At 61.3% G+C, this 17,023-nt stretch carries 16 protein-coding genes and 3 pseudogenes; 7 read left to right on the top strand and 12 right to left on the bottom strand.

Features of this window, described 5'->3' with window-relative positions; genetic code table 11:
- Nucleotides 1-41: 41 nt before the first annotated feature.
- Nucleotides 42-485 (bottom strand): SET domain-containing protein, encoded by a 444-nt coding sequence (locus C2L65_RS44055; RefSeq protein ID WP_042317170.1) that lies wholly within the window; start codon nucleotides 483-485, stop codon nucleotides 42-44.
- A 295-nt stretch (nucleotides 486-780) separates the two neighbouring features.
- On the opposite strand from C2L65_RS44055, the gene C2L65_RS44050 reads away from it, so the two are divergent.
- Nucleotides 781-1,059: an HU family DNA-binding protein gene (locus C2L65_RS44050; RefSeq protein WP_042317169.1), complete on the top strand. Its 279-nt coding sequence runs from the start codon at nucleotides 781-783 to the stop codon at nucleotides 1,057-1,059.
- Nucleotides 1,060-1,404: 345 nt separating this feature from the next.
- On the opposite strand, the gene C2L65_RS44045 is transcribed toward C2L65_RS44050, so the two are convergent.
- The 3 genes from C2L65_RS44045 to C2L65_RS44035 all read right to left on the bottom strand — a co-directional run bounded on the left by C2L65_RS44045 (nucleotide 1,405) and on the right by C2L65_RS44035 (nucleotide 3,791).
- Nucleotides 1,405-1,848 (bottom strand): hypothetical protein, encoded by a 444-nt coding sequence (locus C2L65_RS44045; protein ID WP_427910222.1) that lies wholly within the window; start codon nucleotides 1,846-1,848, stop codon nucleotides 1,405-1,407.
- Between the two features lie 262 nt (nucleotides 1,849-2,110).
- Nucleotides 2,111-2,380, bottom strand: a complete 270-nt coding sequence (locus tag C2L65_RS44040) for a DUF1488 family protein (protein ID WP_042317167.1) — start codon at nucleotides 2,378-2,380, stop codon at nucleotides 2,111-2,113.
- A 154-nt stretch (nucleotides 2,381-2,534) separates the two neighbouring features.
- Nucleotides 2,535-3,791, bottom strand: coding sequence for a tyrosine-type recombinase/integrase (locus tag C2L65_RS44035; RefSeq protein WP_042317165.1), 1,257 nt, complete (start codon nucleotides 3,789-3,791; stop codon nucleotides 2,535-2,537).
- Between the two features lie 562 nt (nucleotides 3,792-4,353).
- Here C2L65_RS44035 and C2L65_RS44030 point away from each other — a divergent pair.
- The 4 genes from C2L65_RS44030 to C2L65_RS44020 all read left to right on the top strand — a co-directional run bounded on the left by C2L65_RS44030 (nucleotide 4,354) and on the right by C2L65_RS44020 (nucleotide 7,756).
- Entirely contained in the window at nucleotides 4,354-5,442 is a 1,089-nt protein-coding gene (locus C2L65_RS44030; RefSeq protein ID WP_042317163.1) for a DNA-binding protein, read from the top strand.
- Nucleotides 5,442-5,672 carry a hypothetical protein gene (locus C2L65_RS46030; protein WP_156132427.1) on the top strand — a complete coding sequence of 77 codons (231 nt, stop codon included), beginning with the start codon at nucleotides 5,442-5,444 and terminating at the stop codon, nucleotides 5,670-5,672. The genes C2L65_RS44030 and C2L65_RS46030 overlap by 1 nt, the downstream gene beginning before the upstream one ends.
- Before the next feature lie 5 nt (nucleotides 5,673-5,677).
- On the top strand, nucleotides 5,678-6,583 hold the full coding sequence (locus tag C2L65_RS44025) for a hypothetical protein (protein ID WP_042317161.1): 906 nt from the start codon (nucleotides 5,678-5,680) through the stop codon (nucleotides 6,581-6,583).
- A gap of 126 nt (nucleotides 6,584-6,709) precedes the next feature.
- On the top strand, nucleotides 6,710-7,756 hold the full coding sequence (locus tag C2L65_RS44020; protein WP_042317159.1) for a PDDEXK nuclease domain-containing protein: 1,047 nt from the start codon (nucleotides 6,710-6,712) through the stop codon (nucleotides 7,754-7,756).
- Nucleotides 7,757-8,182: 426 nt separating this feature from the next.
- On the opposite strand, the pseudogene C2L65_RS46500 reads toward C2L65_RS44020, so the two are convergent.
- The 3 genes and pseudogenes from C2L65_RS46500 to istA form a co-directional block, all read right to left on the bottom strand.
- A pseudogene (locus C2L65_RS46500) lies at nucleotides 8,183-8,329 on the bottom strand (IS21-like element helper ATPase IstB); the annotation flags it as partial.
- Between the two features lie 65 nt (nucleotides 8,330-8,394).
- Nucleotides 8,395-9,192: an IS21-like element helper ATPase IstB gene (gene istB, locus C2L65_RS44010; RefSeq protein WP_042317367.1), complete on the bottom strand. Its 798-nt coding sequence runs from the start codon at nucleotides 9,190-9,192 to the stop codon at nucleotides 8,395-8,397.
- A complete protein-coding gene (gene istA / locus C2L65_RS44005; protein WP_427910162.1) occupies nucleotides 9,185-10,663 on the bottom strand; it encodes an IS21 family transposase in 1,479 nt (492 codons plus the stop codon). The genes istB and istA overlap by 8 nt, the downstream gene beginning before the upstream one ends.
- 366 nt (nucleotides 10,664-11,029) lie before the next feature.
- On the opposite strand from istA, the pseudogene C2L65_RS44000 reads away from it, so the two are divergent.
- Nucleotides 11,030-11,934 (top strand): annotated as a pseudogene (locus C2L65_RS44000) (SDR family oxidoreductase).
- A 100-nt stretch (nucleotides 11,935-12,034) separates the two neighbouring features.
- Here C2L65_RS44000 and C2L65_RS43995 read toward each other — a convergent pair.
- The 5 genes and pseudogenes from C2L65_RS43995 to C2L65_RS43975 form a co-directional block, all read right to left on the bottom strand.
- Nucleotides 12,035-13,036, bottom strand: coding sequence for an NADP-dependent oxidoreductase (locus C2L65_RS43995; RefSeq protein WP_042305770.1), 1,002 nt, complete (start codon nucleotides 13,034-13,036; stop codon nucleotides 12,035-12,037).
- A 49-nt stretch (nucleotides 13,037-13,085) separates the two neighbouring features.
- Nucleotides 13,086-13,895 carry an oxidoreductase gene (locus C2L65_RS43990; RefSeq protein ID WP_042305745.1) on the bottom strand — a complete coding sequence of 270 codons (810 nt, stop codon included), beginning with the start codon at nucleotides 13,893-13,895 and terminating at the stop codon, nucleotides 13,086-13,088.
- Nucleotides 13,896-14,015: 120 nt separating this feature from the next.
- A complete protein-coding gene (locus tag C2L65_RS43985) occupies nucleotides 14,016-14,624 on the bottom strand; it encodes a TetR/AcrR family transcriptional regulator (RefSeq protein ID WP_042305746.1) in 609 nt (202 codons plus the stop codon).
- Nucleotides 14,625-14,744: 120 nt separating this feature from the next.
- Nucleotides 14,745-15,119: a VOC family protein gene (locus tag C2L65_RS43980; protein WP_081920801.1), complete on the bottom strand. Its 375-nt coding sequence runs from the start codon at nucleotides 15,117-15,119 to the stop codon at nucleotides 14,745-14,747.
- A 248-nt stretch (nucleotides 15,120-15,367) separates the two neighbouring features.
- Nucleotides 15,368-15,613 (bottom strand): annotated as a pseudogene (locus tag C2L65_RS43975) (NAD(P)-binding domain-containing protein); the annotation flags it as partial.
- Between the two features lie 593 nt (nucleotides 15,614-16,206).
- On the opposite strand from C2L65_RS43975, the gene C2L65_RS43970 reads away from it, so the two are divergent.
- On the top strand, nucleotides 16,207-17,022 hold the full coding sequence (locus C2L65_RS43970; protein ID WP_042305748.1) for a DeoR/GlpR family DNA-binding transcription regulator: 816 nt from the start codon (nucleotides 16,207-16,209) through the stop codon (nucleotides 17,020-17,022).
- The last annotated feature ends 1 nt before the right edge of the window (nucleotide 17,023 follow it).

The following is a 17,023-nucleotide window of genomic DNA, read 5'->3' as shown; positions in this document are numbered from 1 at the left end:
CATCTAGCATTGCCGGTAACGGTCATTCGCGTCGGCCGACGTCAGCCGTCTGACGCGCTGAGCATGGTTTGCCGGCATCCGGCCAAACCACAACGGCATGCGTACTGTTGCCGGATCTCATCGGTCGGTTCGCTGTCGATGGCCAGCGCATAGTCGATAAACAGCTCGGAGCCGGGCGCGATGTCGGCGAGCGCGTGGATGAAGACACGATCACCCGACTCAATGGCTTCGCAGTTCGGTGCGCATGCGTGGTTCAGGAAGCGTGCGCTGTTGCCACCGCGGCTGCCATCAATCACCCGCCCATCCGAGACTCCGAATACGAATGTGTGGCCAGCGTCGGCGCGCTGGCGCGCGGCGGCCCGCCGCCAGCTGGTCAGCTCACCCGTGTATTCGATAAGCCGCTCGCCGGCGGCGATGGGCCGCAGCGCGAAGAGCCCTTTGCCATGCACCGACGAACGTCGTGCGGTTATACGTCGCTGTTGCACGTGTGAAGTCCTGTTGGGTGAATGTCCATTCATCGCGATTCAAAAATCAGGCGCGAAGCATATCGCTTCTTCCTCCACAGACTCAACTCCGCATGAGAGCATTGCGCAACTAACCGTCTGGCGCGCGAACATGCAAGCCAGCTCCGCCAAAAGACCTGCCGACAGGAAAGGGGCCCTTCGGCGCGAAGCGGTGCCTGGTCAGCCAACTCGCGGGTTGCCGGACCGACGCACCTGCGGTAGGGTGGCGTCCGTCCCGCTGTATCGGGGATGTTATTGCTCAAAGGGAGACTGAAAGATGAACAAACACGAACTGATTGATGCTGTCGCATCTACCACGGGCGAAAGCAAGGCCAGCACGGGCGAAGCCATTGATGCCATTCTCGAGGCCGTGACGGCGGCCGTGACGCGTGGCGATACCGTCCAGCTGATCGGCTTCGGCTCGTTTTCGACCGGCGCCCGCGCCGAACGCACGGGTCGCAATCCGTCGACGGGCGAGACCATCACCATTCCGGCCGCGAAGACCGTCAAGTTCACCGCAGGCAAGGCATTCAAGGACGTCGTGAATGCCGCATGAGCGGGCCGGTGTGCGTAACATCCGATCGACAGCGTTACCTGATCAGATCGCTTGTTGACGCAACAACCTGATAAGAAGTAACTCAATCGTTGTTTTTGTATGTCCGGATTGATAGACAGTACGCTGTAATGTAACGTTCAAGGTTCCAGAAGTTATAGCGGTGATCCCTGACTTTTGGTGCGTGTTGAGGCCCACCGTCCCGACAGGACGTTGGGCTTTTTTTCGAGCCCGACGTGTAGAAGTGATGGCGGATTGCGCTGTCTAACGTTGTGCGGTTGTGCGCGTTACCCACAGGTGAACGCGATACGTTCGACTTTCCCGCACCCCAACGACGGTTCTCACCCGTCACTGCGCTTCAGTTGAAGCCAGATAGCCTTGCGTTTCCGACGGGAGCGCCGTCGCGCCCTGTGCTACCTCCACGACGGGGGCGAAATCCAAAGTCTGAAATGCAGCAGTGTCAGCGCCCGCGATCGGACGTTTGTGCATGGCCCGGCTCAGGATGTGGGTCGCGAGCCGATAAAAGAGTTCGAGTTGCCCTGCATCCGATGCATGAGGTGGCAGGTCAAAAGCCTCCTCAAGCACCCGGCGTGGGATATGAAAACGTTGAAGTCCGCGAATCACGCGAACCTGGAACACGACCCCATCGCCGTTGTGAGGGATCGCTGCCCAAACCAGCGCGCTGCCCATGAGATGCCCCCCTGTTTGCCTGCAAACCTGATTCACGGCTCGGTGTCCTATGGTGGCACTCAAAAAATACATTTCAAAAATGCGACCATTGGACTTTGACATTTTCGCCACACGAGGTTGGTGGGCTTTGACTGTCACGACGGCGACTGTGTAAAAACAGCCATCTGCGAGGCGATGCGACCGAAGTCATGAGGCCGGAACCGGGCCTTACCGGGACGGCTGACGACCCGCTCCCCCTCACGAACTGGCGAGGCGTATCCGGGCGTTCTCACCATTTCGCGTCAGCGACAATCCTCGGTGGCGGGAGAGATGGTTCGGTATGCTGATCGTGGCCATCCGGATTGCCGGACCTGTGGTGAAGCCGTCAGGGACGCGCGAAATCGTCCGGCGTCAGTTCCAGGCGCGTAGCCGGATGGGCGAGCAGCCTGCGCTCGGTAATCGCGCGGATGCGCCCGTAGCCATCGCGGAAGGTCTTCAGGATGCGGGCGTCGCTGGCCCGGGGTTCGAGCCAGAAATACGCTTCCAGTGTCGCGATCGTGATCACGCATTCAACCGGGCCGTTCGGGCGCACGAGACCAAACGCCACGCCGCGGCGGTCGGAAAGCACCTGGGGTTCGAGTTCAACAGTTTCCATGGGCGGTCAGGCAGTCAACGCTTCGGGGCGCGTCACACGGATTCTTGCATAGGCGATGCGGTTTGAGTATCGGGCCGTACCGGGTGCCCTGTATAACGCAAACGTGAGGTCGAACGTTGACCGGTCTGCGGCCTGAATCCGGGCAGGGCAGGCGTCACCAGTTGATGCGATGCTTCTCGTCGGTCTCGTGATGGCGGCGATCGTCGTCGACGTGCAGGTAAAGGCTCGTCGTGGTCAGCGATGCGTGACCGAGGTTGTCGCGCACGAGTCGCAGGTCGACCTGATTGTCGGCCATGTGCGAACCGGCGCTGTGCCGCAGCCAGTGCGCCGAGGCCTGCCCGAGCAGGTCCGCGCGGGCCGCAAAAGCTTCGCCACGTTCGCGCAGCCGCCCGGCGGCGCCGGCAAACACGTCCTTGACGATCGTGTGCAGCGCGGCCCGGGTCAGCGGCCGCTGTGACGGCCCTTCCGTCTTCGTCCGGCCCGGTTCCGCTGTGCTTCCCGCAGTGCTTCCGATCGGGAGGACGAGCGGCGTCGTCTCGTTGGGTGAGGGCAGGGCCGTCATCCCCAGGTGCTGGCGGTAGCGCGACAGTTCAGTCATCAGTTCACGCGTCGCCGGCACGAGGCGCTCCCTGTCACCCTTGCCGTGCACGGTGAGCCACCAGCGCATCGTCCTGTCGGCGTCGCGCCGCACGAAGAACTGGCCCATCGTGTTGCCGCCGGCCTCGGCGATGCGCAGCCCGCCCAGGTACAGCAGCGTGAAGAGCCACCGCACGCGGTGATAGTGCGCGCGGTCCCGGGTGGTCTCCTGCGGCATCGACGCAATGAAGTCCTTGACCTCCTGCCACAGGCCAGGCTCCAGATAGCGGGTGATGCGCGGGGCGGCTTTCGGGGTGCGCTGGCGCGAGAGCGCGAGCGGATTGCCGGCGAGATAGCCGGCCTGTACCAGCCACGAAAACAGCACGTTCAGGATCACCATCGCCTGGCGGAGGCTGGCGGGCGACAGCGGGCCGTGAAAGGGCCGCCAGCGCGCGTCGTCCCGCGGATGCTTGCGGCCGCCGCCCGCACCGGCGTTGGCGATCCAGGTGGCGGCCGGTTGCGGATCGGCGACGAAGCGCTGGTAGCGCAGGCAGTCCTCGTGGGTGAGGGATGAGAGCGGCTTGCCCAGTTCCACCAGTGACCACAGCAGCAGCCGTTCTGCTTCCTTGCGGTAGCTGTCGAAGGTCGCCGGCTTGTCGGCGAAGCGTGCGAGCCAGGCGCGGATCGCCTCGAGATCGTTCGCCGCGGCAATCTGCGCGTGGCCGCCCGTCGCGCGGTTGGTGCCCGCGCGGCCGTCGAGCGCGGCGGGAATCGCGACCGTTTCAAGCGGGGCGGGGTGCAGCGCGACCAGACGGTTCGGCGGCGGGTTCGGCATGAAGGTGAGCCTTTTCGGGAAGGGTGAGCTTTTTCGGGGGTGGGGCCGACATTCATCGGACCCTAAAATCGTTGGTTTGCACAATTTTGTTCCCGTGAGACCACGGTGAAACAACCGCAGCGCGGGTCAACGGGAACAAATTTAATTCAAGAAATTCCGCACCATATTGTTCCTTAGCCGGACGCTCGAAGTAATTTTGTGTCTTCTCCAACGGTTGTTTGCCGCGGCGTTCGACGCGTTGATCTCGTGGCTGGGACAACATCGACCACGAGGTCGCGCCATCTGTACGGGACGTCATCGCCATAGAGAGAACGGCGATGTGCGGCGAGTCCCGGACCCACGCCCACGTTGATCTCCCACGCGATTCGAAATAGGGGCTGGGAACAAAATCACGCAGAAAACGGGAACAGGATCGTGCCAACCAACGCTATCAAATGGTGCAGTGGCCCGCTGCGCCATTATTTCGACATTATGGGGTTAATGTCAAATTAGTGGCGTTGTATAGTTGGATATGATGCGTTTTACGTTGTATTATTAATACATCTCAACGTGTTCCCCCTCCATGTCTCACGATCTGTCCGCTGTTTCGTCTCATGTTCCGTCCGATGACGCCCGGCTCGCGGCCGAGATCGACCGCCTGAAAGCCGAATTCCCGAACACGCGCGCGCTGTACCGCGAGGTCTGCGCGCTGCTGTTCTTCCGCTTCGGCCAGACGCCGACTGCGAACCGCCTGTACCAGCTGGTGAGGCGCGGCAGCATGAGCACGCCCGCGACGGTGCTGGGCGAGTTCTGGGCGGAGCTGCGCGAAAAGAGCCGGGTGCGGATCGAACATCCGGACCTGCCGGCCGATCTCGGCGCCGCGGCCGGGGATCTGGTCGCGACGCTGTGGACGCGCGCGACGGCATCGGCACAGGCGGAACTGGATGCGCTGCGTGCGGAAGTGGAAACGCAGCGCATCGATGCCGAACAGCGCGTCGTGGCAGCGCGGGACGAACTGGCGCGCACGGAAACAGCGCTCGAACAGCGCACCGCGGCACTGCTGGTCGCCCAGGTCGAGGTCCGCGAACTGGAAAAGGCGCAGGCCGAGGGCCATGCGGCGCGTCAGGCGCTCGACGCCGAGGTCAACCGGCTCAAGGCCGAAGCGGTGGCCCGCGATCGGGAACTTGAGAAGGTAAGGGAAGGGTTTTCGCGGGACCTGGAGAAACTGCGCGAGACAGCCGAGCGGGCGGAGGAGCGCCTGCGCGCCACGGAAAAGCGCGCGCTGCTCGAGATCGACCGCGAGCGCGGCGCCGTCGCGAAGCTGCAGAAGGAAGTCGACGAGACCACGAAGCGGGCCGACCGGCGCGACGCCGAGCATCGCAGCGCAGTCGAATCGCTGCAGGCACAGCTCGGTGACGCGCGCCATCAGGCCGGCGTACTGCAGGGGCGGCTCGATGCCGTGCAGGCCACGAACGTGACGCTGCAGCAGCAGCTGGCGGCAGGGCGTCAGGCCGATGCGCGCGAGGCGCGACCTGTTCGCGCGAAGGCCGCTCTGGCACGCCCGACTGCGGCCCGTCCGGCCCGAACGCCGGGGCCGGCACGCAAGGTCCCGGTCGCCTCGACGCCATCCGGCAAAACGGCGGCGCGCCGGAAGAAGCGGGGCGAGGTGTGATGGAGCAGAAATCTCGCCCGCGCAAACGGGGAACCGGGCGAATCAGGCGCGACGCCCCGGCCTGTCCGCCGATCGGCGCGTTGATGCGCTACGGCGAGCGGACCGTGCGCGTCATCGCCGAAGCGAGCGGCCAGCGCGTGATTATCGAGTCGGTGGATGACGACGGTCGCACCTTCCGCAGCACGGTGAAGTGGGCTAATCTGGCCCGTCCTGAAGAGCAACTTTTCTGAGCGCGATGACCATGCAGAGCGTGCAGCAACTGGATATCTTTGCCGACAGCCGTGACGTGATGTTGCGTAACGACGTACTGGAGCGGTTGCAGCGCCGCGATGCGACGGCCGCGCGTACGGCATTGGAACGGCTCGCCGGCGACTATCCCGACGATGACACGCTGGCCGCGATGACCATGCTGGTTCACGAACTCGAACGCGCAACGACGGCGCCCTTTGCGGATCACGCGGCGCTGGCCAGCGCCCGCCGTCATCTGGAGGACGAGGTGGTCCCGGCCGCCCGGCGGACGCTGTCCGCCCAGACTGTTCACGCGTGGCTCGCACCGTGCTGGCGAGAGCTCTCCGCGCGGGCGGCGACCCTGGCGTTTCGCGGCACGGATGCGGAGAACCACGCCGCACCGCTATGGCTTCTGGCCGGCGACTGGGCAGCAGCGCGTGACGCGGTCGAGGGCATCGAATCGTGGTGGCGCATCCCGGCACCGCTCGCCTGGATGACCGAGGCGCGCTACCGGGCGGCCGGACTGGATACTGCGTGGCCGTTGCTTGCCGAGCTGGCGTGGCTGGCGCCGGTACGGTTCGCGGCGTTGCTGTCCGCGCTGGGCGACGCTTCCCTTGACACGCTGCGCCGGCGTTTCGATGCGGCGTTTCCCGGCACCGGCGAGGTCGACGATTACGCGTGGTTCCCGGCGTGGCTGCTGGTGGTCAAGCCGGCGCTCGCGGGTCAGCTCGGTGAGGCGCGTGTCCAGCGTGACCGGGCGGCCTCGCGCGCGACCGCCCTGCTGGGGGAGATCCTGCGCCGGGAGCACGAAGGCGACCAGCACGAACTGGTCAGTCTGCGTCAGGCATTCAGCCGGATGCATGCGGGTCTTTTTGAGGCGTATATGGCAACACGAAACGTGCAGCACCGGTGAAGCCATGGCGGGGCGTGCCCTGAAACCCGATTCATCACGCTTGCAGCAGCCGCGGCGACCGGTTGTCCGGGATCGACCATCCCCGGATAATGTCCGAACCGAACTGACGTGCCGCCTCGATACTGCATGACCGACCAATTGACACTGGACGCCCTGGGCGACGATTACCGTAACTGGCTTGCCGAGCTCAAGCAGCGGGTCGAGCGCGCCCGGCAGCGCGCAGCAGCAAGCATAAACCGTGAACTCGTCACGCTGTACTGGCAGATCGGCCGGGACATCCTGGCGCGGCAGCAGCAGCAGGGGTGGGGCGCACGGGTGGTTGACCAGCTCGCGCGCGACCTGAAGGCGGCATTTCCTGACATGAAAGGATTTTCGCCGCGCAACCTGAAGTACATGCGGGCACTCGCCCAGGCGTGGCCCGAGCCGGAATTTGTGCAACAACCCGTTGCACAATTGCCGTGGTCCCACGTCGTGACGCTGCTGGACAAGCTCGACGACCGCGACCAGCGGCATTGGTATGCACACAAATCGCTTGAGCACGGCTGGTCACGCAGCGTACTCGCGATGCAGATCGAGACTGGCGCGCACGCCCGAACCGGAAACGCCATCACAAACTTTGAAGAGAGGCTGCCGCCACCTCAATCCGATCTCGCCCGCGAGGCGTTGAAAGATCCATACCTCTTTGACTTCCTCAACCTGACAGAGGACGCGCAGGAGCGCGACATCGAGCAAGCACTGACGAGACACATCACCCGGTTCCTGCTGGAACTTGGCGCCGGCTTTGCGTTCGTCGGTCGTCAGTACCGGCTCGAAGTCGGCGGGGATGAATTCTTTATTGACCTGCTCTTCTACCATTTGAAGTTGCGGTGCTACGTCGTCGTCGAACTCAAGACAACACCGTTCCGGCCAGAATATGCCGGCCAGCTTAACTTCTACCTGTCCGCTATCGATGCGCAGGTGAAGGCGCCAGAGGATCAGCCGACCATTGGCCTGCTGCTGTGCAAGGAAAAGAACCGGCTGGTCGCCGAGTATGCCCTGAGGGGTGTCGCAAAGCCCATGGGCGTCGCCGAGTACCAGTTGCTGCGCGAGGTGCCACCTTCGCTGGAAACAACACTGCCGTCCATTCGCGAGATCGAGGCGGAACTGCGTCCCGACCTGCGAGACGATTCGTGATGCTTTTTTCACGCGTCCGCGCTCGCCCTACCCGGCGTGCCGGAGCACTCTGTGACGACGGATACCTTAAATGCATCGATAGAACATCTGGGCGCAGGATTAATGCACTGATACCGCGCTTTCGCAGCTCAACCGTTAAATTGAATTTTGCCAAGAAACAGTCGGTACTTGGCGCGTGTAGTGAGTGGACGGAATGACCGGGGCGATATGGTGGACACAAAGAAAGAAGATACAACCTTGGCTGAGAATGCGGAGATTTGGAATGCGTTGTTTGGCGACATCCGAAAGGATGACAATTTTCCCGCAAAGAAGCCTCTCTTAGCTCATTATTGCAGCGCGACGACACTTGAGGCTAGATAGCGTCAAGCAGCATGGCCGGTTTACCGACAATCATCTTGGCCGGTCGACCGGGATGATTGTCGGTCGTTATCCGGTCATGGTTGTCGCTCCTTGTTGTTGATTGTCGCCGGATGATTGTCGGCGCCGGCTGTTCTGTTTGTCGCTGGCGGTGCGACGACGGTAGCTTTCGACATTCATCTCGAAGATCGTTGAATGATGGACGAGCCTGTTGATTTCCACCGAATTCTGACCCACTGTTTTCATCTAAATTTGACCCACCCCCAGACAGCGTAGTGCATCTATTCCGATGTGGATAACTCTTCGCCGTCTGTCGTCTTTGAAGCTCTCTTTCTCGTCGCTTTTGCTTTGGCAGAACTGGTCCTGAAGCGCCACGATTCATTGCCCGTTTCAACGATATGGCAGTGATGGGTGACGCGGTCCAGAAGCGCCGTTGTCATCTTTGCATCGCCAAACACGTTGGCCCATTCCCCGAAGCTCAGGTTCGTCGTGATCACCACGCTCGTGTGTTCATACAGCTTCGAGAGCAGATGGAACAGTAGCGCCCCGCCAGTCTGGCTGAACGGCAGGTAGCCCAGTTCATCGAGAATCACCAGATCGACGTACATCAGTTTGTGTGCAATCTGCCCTTGTTTGCCGGCTGTCTTCTCGAGTTCCAGCGCGTTGGTCAGCTCGACCGTTGAGAAGTACCGCACACGCTTGCCTTGCCGTTGCACCGCTTCGATTCCGATCGCTGTGGCCAGATGGGTTTTGCCGGTGCCGGGTCCGCCGATGAACACGACGTTGTGTGCGCTTGCGAGAAACGCCAGATCATTCAGCTCATGGATCAGCGCTTCATCAACGCGTGCCTCCGAGAAGTCGAAGCCCTTCAGGTCGCGGTGAGCCGGGAATCGTGCAGCAGTCATCTGGTAAGCGATCGAGCGCACCTGCCGCTCGGCCGTTTCTGCCTGCAGAAGCTGCTTCATGAAACGCTCGGGCTCGAACTCGGTGTGGCGCGATTGAGCCAGCAGTTCGGGCCAGCTGCTGGCCATGCCATGCAGCTTGAGGCTCTTTAGCTGGGCCGTGACGTCGTTAGACATGGCGATCCTCCGGTGGGTTGGTGCGCAGGCTCTCGTAACGATCTACATCGGCGGCAGGCTCCTCGACGAGCTGGAGCCTCGTTGCGGCGACGTTCTGGTTTGCGACTGGTCCCTTGAGCCGGCTCAGAACGTTGAGCACGTGGTCAACGCTTGGACGGCCTGAATCCAGCGCGGCCTGCACGGCGAGCAGTACGGCATCAAGCCCGTGTTCCGGTACAGCCGCCAGCACCTGCGTCATGACGCGGTCGCCGCCCGGGTGCTTCAGGAGATAGCGCTGAAGCTGCTGCAACGGCTGCGGCATCGTCGCAAACGGGGCGCCGTTACGTAATGCGCCCGGTTTGCGTTCCACAAGCGTGATGTAGTGGCGCCAGTCGTAGAAGGTCATGTGCCGCTCGAAGCTGCGTTCGTGGCGGGCAATCTCAAGGGCGTCGACGACGACGCTCAGATACGCGGGATAGCAACGCACGCTCACAAGCTGGTTCGTGTACTCGGTCGGTACGCTGTAACGGTTACGCTGGAAGTGAATGAGGCTGGTGGACGACACACGCAGGGTCTGCTCAACGTAGCCATCAAACGGACGGGGATTGGGCATCAGCCTCGTGCGTTCGTCCTGGAGCACATCCTCAACCGTCAGCTCTGGCCACTGTGGGTGACGCATCTGCCAGGCCTGACGGCACTGGCCAGCGACCCATTCGTTCAGGATGTCCAGCGTGTCCCAGCGCCGCAGTGCGGCCTCGTGCCAGATCTGCCGACGCCGGTCCTGAACGTTCTTCTCAACGATGCCTTTCTCCCAGCCAGCGGCCCGGTTGCAGAACTCTGGCTCGAACAGGTAGTGACCACACATCGCTTCGAAACGCGCGTTGACCGCTCGCTCCTTGCCACGCCCGACCTTGTCCACGGCGGTCTTCATGTTGTCGTAGATGCCACGGCGCGGGACGCCACCGAACGCGGCAAATGCGCGTGCATGGGCATCGAACAGCATCTCGTGACTCTGCGTGGGATACGCGATCAGCCAGAAGGCACGACTGGCGTTCAGTTTGACGTGGGCGACTTCGAGACGGCGTCGCAGACCGCCGATGAAGGCGTACTCGCAACTCCAGTCGAACTGGAATGCCTCGCCGGGTTCGAACGCCAGCGGCACATAGGCCTTCTTGCGCGGCGCTTCGGTCTGCTCCTCGTGCCAGCGACGCACGAATGCACTGACACGGCCGTAGCTGCCGGCATAGCCCTGTTCACGGATTGCCTCGAACATGAAGCGCGCCGTGCGTCGGTCACGCTTCGGTCGGTGACTGTCTGCCCGTAGCCAGCCCGTCAGTTGCGCAGCCCAGTCATCGATAACACTGGGACTGATGCGCTTCGGGTACTTCGGCTCGGTGGCGTCGGCCTGCCGCAGCCACGTGCGCACCGTGTTTCGGGACAGGCCCGTTCGCCTCGCAATCTCGCGCAGCGGGACCTTCTCGCGGAAATACATCCGCCGGATCTTGGCCAGTATGCCCACCGTGATCACCCTTGTTGCCCCCGCTCAAAGATTGAGCAGGGCATTCAATCACGTGGGTCAAAATTCGATGAAAACTACGGCCTCAGGTGGGTCAATTCTCCGTGGACATCAACACACTATCCCTTGCGAGCAGGTCTTTATCACAAAGGCAGAGAAGCGCTGCAAACTATGGAATTCATTACTCGCATTTCAGGTCTTTAAAGGTACTAATTTACGAGAAGAGCTCGGACTGTGATCGAGCAACATGATTGCAGCTGCAACCGATTCACGGAGCTCCTTTTTTACGGAACAATCGGCACCAAAGGCCGGGCGGCCGCATCGCCAATTCGGAGAGACGATATGAAGGACCGCGTAAATGAATCAGTCAGTGCCCGCTACCGTTCGGTATTTCGACCGGGCCTGTTTGACGGGAAAGTTGTGATGGTAACCGGAGCCGGAAGTGGCCTTGGTCGCTGCACTGCGCATGAGCTTACCTCGCTGGGCGCGACGCTGATCATGGTCGGACGGAATCAGGAGAAACTGACTGCGGTTCGTGACGAGCTCAATGTGGACTATCCGGAAAGTGCGGACCGAATCGGCTTATATACTTGCGATATTCGCGAGGAAGCCAGCGTGAAACAGACGGTTGCGGCGGCTCTCGTGGACTTCGGTCGCATCGATGGCCTGTTTAACTGTGCCGGTGGACAGTTCCCGGCAAAGCTGGAAAAAATCTCACTGAATGGCTGGGACGCTGTAGTGCGTAATAACTTGCACGGGACATTCCTCATGTCGCGCGAGTGCTTTACCCAATGGATGGCGGCTCACGGTGGTTCGATCGTGAATATGCTCGCGGATATTTGGGGTGGCATGCCCGGGATGGGGCATTCGGGCGCCGCACGGGCGGGTGTCTGGAATTTGACCGAGACGGCAGCCTGTGAATGGGGCATGCGGGCGTTCGGGTGAACGCCGTGGCACCGGGATGGATCGCCTCCGCAGGCATGGACAGCTATAACGAAGAATACCAGGCATTACTCCGCCAACTGAAGCATAAAGTGCCGCTTCAACGTTTTGGTACCGAATCTGAGCTCGCGAGCGCTGCGGTTTTCCTGCTCTCGGAGGCCTCGGCCTTCATTAACGGTACAGTGATCCGCGTGGACGGCGGGGTGCCCAACGCCCGACATTCCTGGCCGCTCGCCAACGCTGAGCGAATCACCGAATATAACGGTTTCCCTCGCTACGAACCGCCTAAAGGACTCCAGGACTAAACACAGAGGTACTTTGCTAGTTGCGGGCGGAGATGGTCACAAGAAATTCGCTGCATAAGCGCCGTTTCAGTCGTGACGAAGCAAACGGAGGTCCGTCCTTCTATCGGATCCTGATGACAACCTTACCCTTTGCTCGTCCCGTTTCGACGTAAGCCAAAGCCTCTTGTGTTGACTCGAACGGGAAAACCCGATCGATCACCGGCCTGATCGCACCTGCTTCAATGAGCGACGCGATCTGACCTAGCTGGTCGCCATCGGCACGCATGAATAAAAACGAATAATTGACGTCACGACGTTTGGCCGCCTTCCGGATGCGATAGCTTAGAAAGCGCATCGCCGTTTTCAGGAACCAGGAGGCACCTATCTGTGCAGCCAAATCAGGATCGGGCGGACCGGCGATCCCGATGAGCTTGCCACCCGGCCTGAGCACTCGCAGTGACCTTTCGAGCGTATTTCCGCCCTGCGTATCCAGCACCACGTCGAAGTCTTTCACCACAGCAGCAAAGTCATCTTTCCTGTAATCGATGACGATATCCGCACCGAGCCGCTTCATCAATCCGGCATTCGCGGCGCTCGCTGTCGTCGCGACGGTCGCGCCCAGATGCTTCGCCAGTTGAATAGCAAAGGTGCCAACGCCGCCCGAGCCGGCGTGTATGAGCACCTTCTGCCCTTTCTTCAGTTGCCCTCGTTCGACCAGCGCTTGCCACGCGGTCAAGCCCACCAACGGGATGGAAGCCGCTTCTTCCATACTGAGCGCGTTGGGCTTGAGGGCCACCGCGTCTTCCCTGATCGCGATGAATTCCGTGAACGTACCGATCCGGTCTTTGGGCGGTCGCGCATAGACCTCATCGCCCGGCCTGAATCGTTGCACGCGCGATCCGACACGGGCAACGACCCCAGCCAGGTCGTTGCCCAGAATCAGCGGCAAGCGATAGGGCAGAATGAGCTTGAACGCCCCGTCCCTGATCTTCGAATCGAGAGGATTCACACCAGCGGCGTGAATCTGGATTAACACGTCATCTTCACGCAGTTCCGGCATCGGCATGTCGCCGGCTCGTATGCGTTGCTTGCGTCCATATCGATCGACGACGAATGCCTTCATCATGGTTCCTTCTTCCTTGTCCGCTTCTTGTTGTGTCAGGTAATCGCGCCTACGTCGCGAGCCGAAGGTCTTTGCGAATGCCGGCGTCCACCAGGCTCGCAGGCGCAAATCTGCGTAGCAATCGCAGACGTCCGGCGACTCCGCCGGCTGCATAGCGGCGTTTCGGACGAGCCGCGAGGGCGGCCTGCAACACGGTCTCGGCCACAATCTCGGGACCGTCAGCACCCTCGACCACCTCCTTGACTCGCTTATCCACAGCCGAGCGTACTTCGCGGTACGCGTCGAGGGGAGCATCGGGTGCCATCAAGTTCGCATCAAACGACGTCTTGATGTAGGCAGGCTCAATGACCGATACCCGGATGCCCATCGCGCGCAACTCGTGGTCGAGCGACTCCGAATAGCCTGCTACCGCGTGCTTGGTGGCGGAATACAAAGCCATACAGGGCATGGGCAAGAAACCCAGCACAGAGCCGATGTTGATGATGCGGCCACTACCTTGCTGGCGCATATGGGGCAACACGGCACGCGTCATGCGGACAATCCCGAAGAAGTTCGTATCGAAGATCGCACGGGCCTGGTCAAGCGAACTCTCTTCTGCTGCGGCAGGGGCGATGCCAAAGCCAGCATTGTTCACCAGCAGGTCGATGCGACCGTGCAGGTGCAGTACTTCCTTGAGGGCTGCCTCGACGGATGCTTCGCTGGTCACGTCCAGCGGCAGCATTTCGAAGGTCCGCTGGCCGGCTTGCGTTCCGCGACGGCTGGTGCCGTAGACCTTGTACCCGGCCTTGGTGAGGCGGTTTGCCGTGGCTTCGCCGATGCCTGACGAGGCGCCCGTCACGATGGCTATTCCGCTTTTCATAACGTCCTTCCTTCCGATAGTGAGCCGTGTCTTTGCGTGGTTAGATCAGCGCTTGCTCTGAAAAAATATGATGACCGTCATATTCAAGGCCCAGCAAAAACGCACGTCGAACAAGCGGATTTACTCGTCAGTGGGTGCGAATTTCTTCAATGCGGCTTCCAGAAAACCGTCCGACAACCTGGGGTCGTCGACGGCGCGCGCCAGCACCATGGTGCCAACCATGGTGGCAACGATCATCAGTGCCTGTTCATGCGCCCCCGGTTGGCCCCAATCAGGCAATTGGCGCGCAACCACATCGATCATCTCCTTGATGCGGCGGGTAGCAGCGCGCCGAACGACCGGCGCCTGGCGCGGCATCTCCGAGCCAAGAGCGGATATCGGGCAGCCTGCCTCGATGCCTTCACGGTGCTCCTTCGACAGATAGGCGCGCACCATCGACGGCAATGCCTGCTCCGGTGGCACAGAGGCGGCGATTTGCTCCGCCAGGGCCACCGACTCGGCACCGGCGCGGTCAGCCGCTTCGGCGAGCAGCACCTCCCGCGATGGAAAGTGCGCGTAGAAGCCGCCATGTGTCAGGCCGGCCTCCTTCATGATGTCGGCCACTCCCGTCCCGTCGTAGCCGCTGCGCCGGATCGCGCGAGCGGCAACCTCGACGATGCGCGCGTGCGTGATTTCCTTACGGCTGGCGGCTTTGCCGTTGAATGATGATATTGGCATGATGATCATCATATTCTATTTCGACGCAATTTGCTGAAACGGAGCAATCTCGATGGAGGTCAAGGCATCCACCAGGCAGCGCCAGGGTGCGCAACTCCCTTCAGGGTGCTGAGTTCGACCTCGATAGGAGCATTAGGCCTCGGGTTCGTGGCAAACCACCTCAATGTTGTGCCCGTCCGGACCAGTGACGAAAGCTGCATAGTAGTTCGCATGGTAGTGCGGGCGCAGACCAGGCGGCCCATTGTCTTTGCCACCCGCCTCCAGAGCTGCGCGATAGAAAGCTTCGACCTGCTGGCGATTCTCGGCCGCGAACGCCAGGTGAAGATGTGCCGGCTTCTCCTCGGTTTGGTACAGGCACAATGAAGCCTTACCCTTTGGGCTGAGCTCGACACCGTATGTCGGCGGCCCCTCCGAGACAATAGCTACGCCGAGCGGTTCGAGTGCCTTGAGGAAGAACGCTTTGCTTGCTGCATAGTCACGGACTCCAAATTTGACGTGGTCAAACATGAGTTCTCCTGGGTGTCTGGGCCTGCCTGAAGCCCGAACCTAATGTTCTCGCAGAACCCCCGCACTCGGGAACCGAGCGCAGTCTCCTTTGGATCCGAGCCTCGCCCTTCGCCATACAGTGGAGTTCGCCGTCTTCGGTCATTGATCGATGAATGTCGAGATCGGCCGAATGGCTCCTTCGTCAACACCCCCTTGTCGACGCACGGGCTTTGCGACGACAAGGAGGTAACTAGCGCCATGAGATCAGGCAGCGGCACCAGTTTTTCGAGGGTCGAATCGACCACGGCCGCAGGCACCATCAGCCACACGGCGCGCGGCTTTTCCAGTCTGGCGACCAGATCTTCGAGCGTCGACGCGCCGGCAATACCCTCCTGCTGGAGGCGCTGCACCGCTGCCGGCTGGACGTCGAACACGACGCACCGCTGACCAGCCTGCGAAAGCCGCCGCACCATGTCGGCGCCCATGCGTCCCAGTCCAATCATTCCAGGTTGCATGTGCCGCTCCCAAAATATGTGTTGAGCGAAATCTCACACGCGCAGCCTCTTTGTATGAGCGGCATCGTGTCCGTCCATCGGTGCGCCCGATCCGCGGCGTGTGCTTCTACGAGAGCGCGCGACAGTGGGGGAAGTTCACAACACGCAAAGCATGCAATCCCGTTCCGCTGCCTCTCCTGACCCGCGTACGAGAAATTCTGGTCGACCAGACAAGGGGAGCAGTTTGGGTGGCCCTGTTCCCGGAACCGCAGTGACGGACCGACGTCCCCGCGCTGAAGCATGCAATCAATTTCTCAACGACGGCCTCCAACCTTGCCTGAAGCGGATCGGGACGGCAGTAATGCTTCCAAAGCTGGACCCAGACGATCGACCAGCGACACGGGCAATCTGGATACCTCGCCGGATGGCGGTTCAGGGGAAACGGACGAATGAGCCGCGGCGTTACCTCCGCCTGTGTGCGGAAATCCGCCACAACGGTCCGAAGGTCCGTCGGGAAAACCCTGGACTATAAATCGAAAATTCGCTTTGACCTTCTTTCGAGTCGAAACTAAACTCTTTCGAAACAAAAGTACTTTCTTTCGAGATCTGGAAACATGCTGGCAAACAAGAGTTCCCTGAGGCGGCGGCTGCAAATCGTCGAACTGGTCCGCAAGCGCGGGGAAGTATCGGTCGAGGAGCTTAGCCAGGCGTTCGACGTTTCGAGCGTCACGATCCGCACCGATCTGACCTATCTGGAGCAGCAGCGCTACCTCATCCGTTCGTTCGGCAAGGCCCGCTACCTCGCGCAGAAGCCAGGCGAAAACGTACTGGTGCCGGTCGCGGACGGCGCAACACGCAAGGCTTCAGAAACAACGATTGCCCGATTTGCCGCCGAGGCTGTGGACGACCATGAGTCGCTGATGATGGGTACGGGCGAGATCGTCCACAAAATCCTGCCATTTCTCTCGGACCGGTCGAACCTGGCGCTGCTGGTACAGGACATCGCCATGGCCCAGACAGCCCAACGGTTTCTGCATTGCGAACTGCTGCTGACGGGCGGTCAGCTCGAACAGGGTGCGACTGCGATGACGGGGCCCGATGCTGAGGCATCAGTGACGCGGCGGTCGCTGGACCTCTGTTTTTTCGAGGCGTCCGGCCTCGATCGGGACGGCAATCTGCTGTGCGCCGACCCCGCCGTGGCGCGGGTACTTCAGGCCGCACGGCAAGCAGCAACCCGGACGATTGTCGTGGCGTACCAGCCGCAGCTCAATGAGCGCGAAGGTGAAGTCTTCGCGAATGTTGCTGACGTCGATGCGCTACTGATTGATGACGGAATTGATCCACCCACGATGGAACTGATGCCGCGCAAAGGCCTTCAGCTCCATAGAAGGGAAAGCGGAATTCTGGAGTTCCGCAAGTCCACTAACTAGC

The sequence above is a fragment of the Paraburkholderia terrae genome (genome assembly GCF_002902925.1).
Taxonomy (GTDB): Bacteria; Pseudomonadota; Gammaproteobacteria; order Burkholderiales; family Burkholderiaceae; genus Paraburkholderia; species Paraburkholderia terrae.
Note: the sequence above shows the minus strand (reverse complement) of the source record. Positions and strands in the feature narration are given on the sequence as shown.

What these genes read in the sequence shown, in the direction of transcription:
- C2L65_RS44050 (WP_042317169.1), top strand. Translation starts at nt 781, where the DNA reads ATGAACAAACACGAACTGATTGATGCTGTCGCATCTACCACGGGCGAA.
- C2L65_RS44045 (WP_427910222.1), bottom strand. Translation starts at nt 1,848, where the DNA reads ATGTCAAAGTCCAATGGTCGCATTTTTGAAATGTATTTTTTGAGTGCC.
- C2L65_RS44040 (WP_042317167.1), bottom strand. Translation starts at nt 2,380, where the DNA reads ATGGAAACTGTTGAACTCGAACCCCAGGTGCTTTCCGACCGCCGCGGC.
- C2L65_RS44035 (WP_042317165.1), bottom strand. Translation starts at nt 3,791, where the DNA reads ATGCCGAACCCGCCGCCGAACCGTCTGGTCGCGCTGCACCCCGCCCCG.
- C2L65_RS44030 (WP_042317163.1), top strand. Translation starts at nt 4,354, where the DNA reads ATGTCTCACGATCTGTCCGCTGTTTCGTCTCATGTTCCGTCCGATGAC.
- C2L65_RS46030 (WP_156132427.1), top strand. Translation starts at nt 5,442, where the DNA reads ATGGAGCAGAAATCTCGCCCGCGCAAACGGGGAACCGGGCGAATCAGG.
- C2L65_RS44025 (WP_042317161.1), top strand. Translation starts at nt 5,678, where the DNA reads ATGACCATGCAGAGCGTGCAGCAACTGGATATCTTTGCCGACAGCCGT.
- C2L65_RS44020 (WP_042317159.1), top strand. Translation starts at nt 6,710, where the DNA reads ATGACCGACCAATTGACACTGGACGCCCTGGGCGACGATTACCGTAAC.
- istB (WP_042317367.1), bottom strand. Translation starts at nt 9,192, where the DNA reads ATGTCTAACGACGTCACGGCCCAGCTAAAGAGCCTCAAGCTGCATGGC.
- istA (WP_427910162.1), bottom strand. Translation starts at nt 10,663, where the DNA reads ATGTATTTCCGCGAGAAGGTCCCGCTGCGCGAGATTGCGAGGCGAACG.
- C2L65_RS43995 (WP_042305770.1), bottom strand. Translation starts at nt 13,036, where the DNA reads ATGAAGGCATTCGTCGTCGATCGATATGGACGCAAGCAACGCATACGA.
- C2L65_RS43990 (WP_042305745.1), bottom strand. Translation starts at nt 13,895, where the DNA reads ATGAAAAGCGGAATAGCCATCGTGACGGGCGCCTCGTCAGGCATCGGC.
- C2L65_RS43985 (WP_042305746.1), bottom strand. Translation starts at nt 14,624, where the DNA reads ATGATGATCATCATGCCAATATCATCATTCAACGGCAAAGCCGCCAGC.
- C2L65_RS43980 (WP_081920801.1), bottom strand. Translation starts at nt 15,119, where the DNA reads ATGTTTGACCACGTCAAATTTGGAGTCCGTGACTATGCAGCAAGCAAA.
- C2L65_RS43970 (WP_042305748.1), top strand. Translation starts at nt 16,207, where the DNA reads ATGCTGGCAAACAAGAGTTCCCTGAGGCGGCGGCTGCAAATCGTCGAA.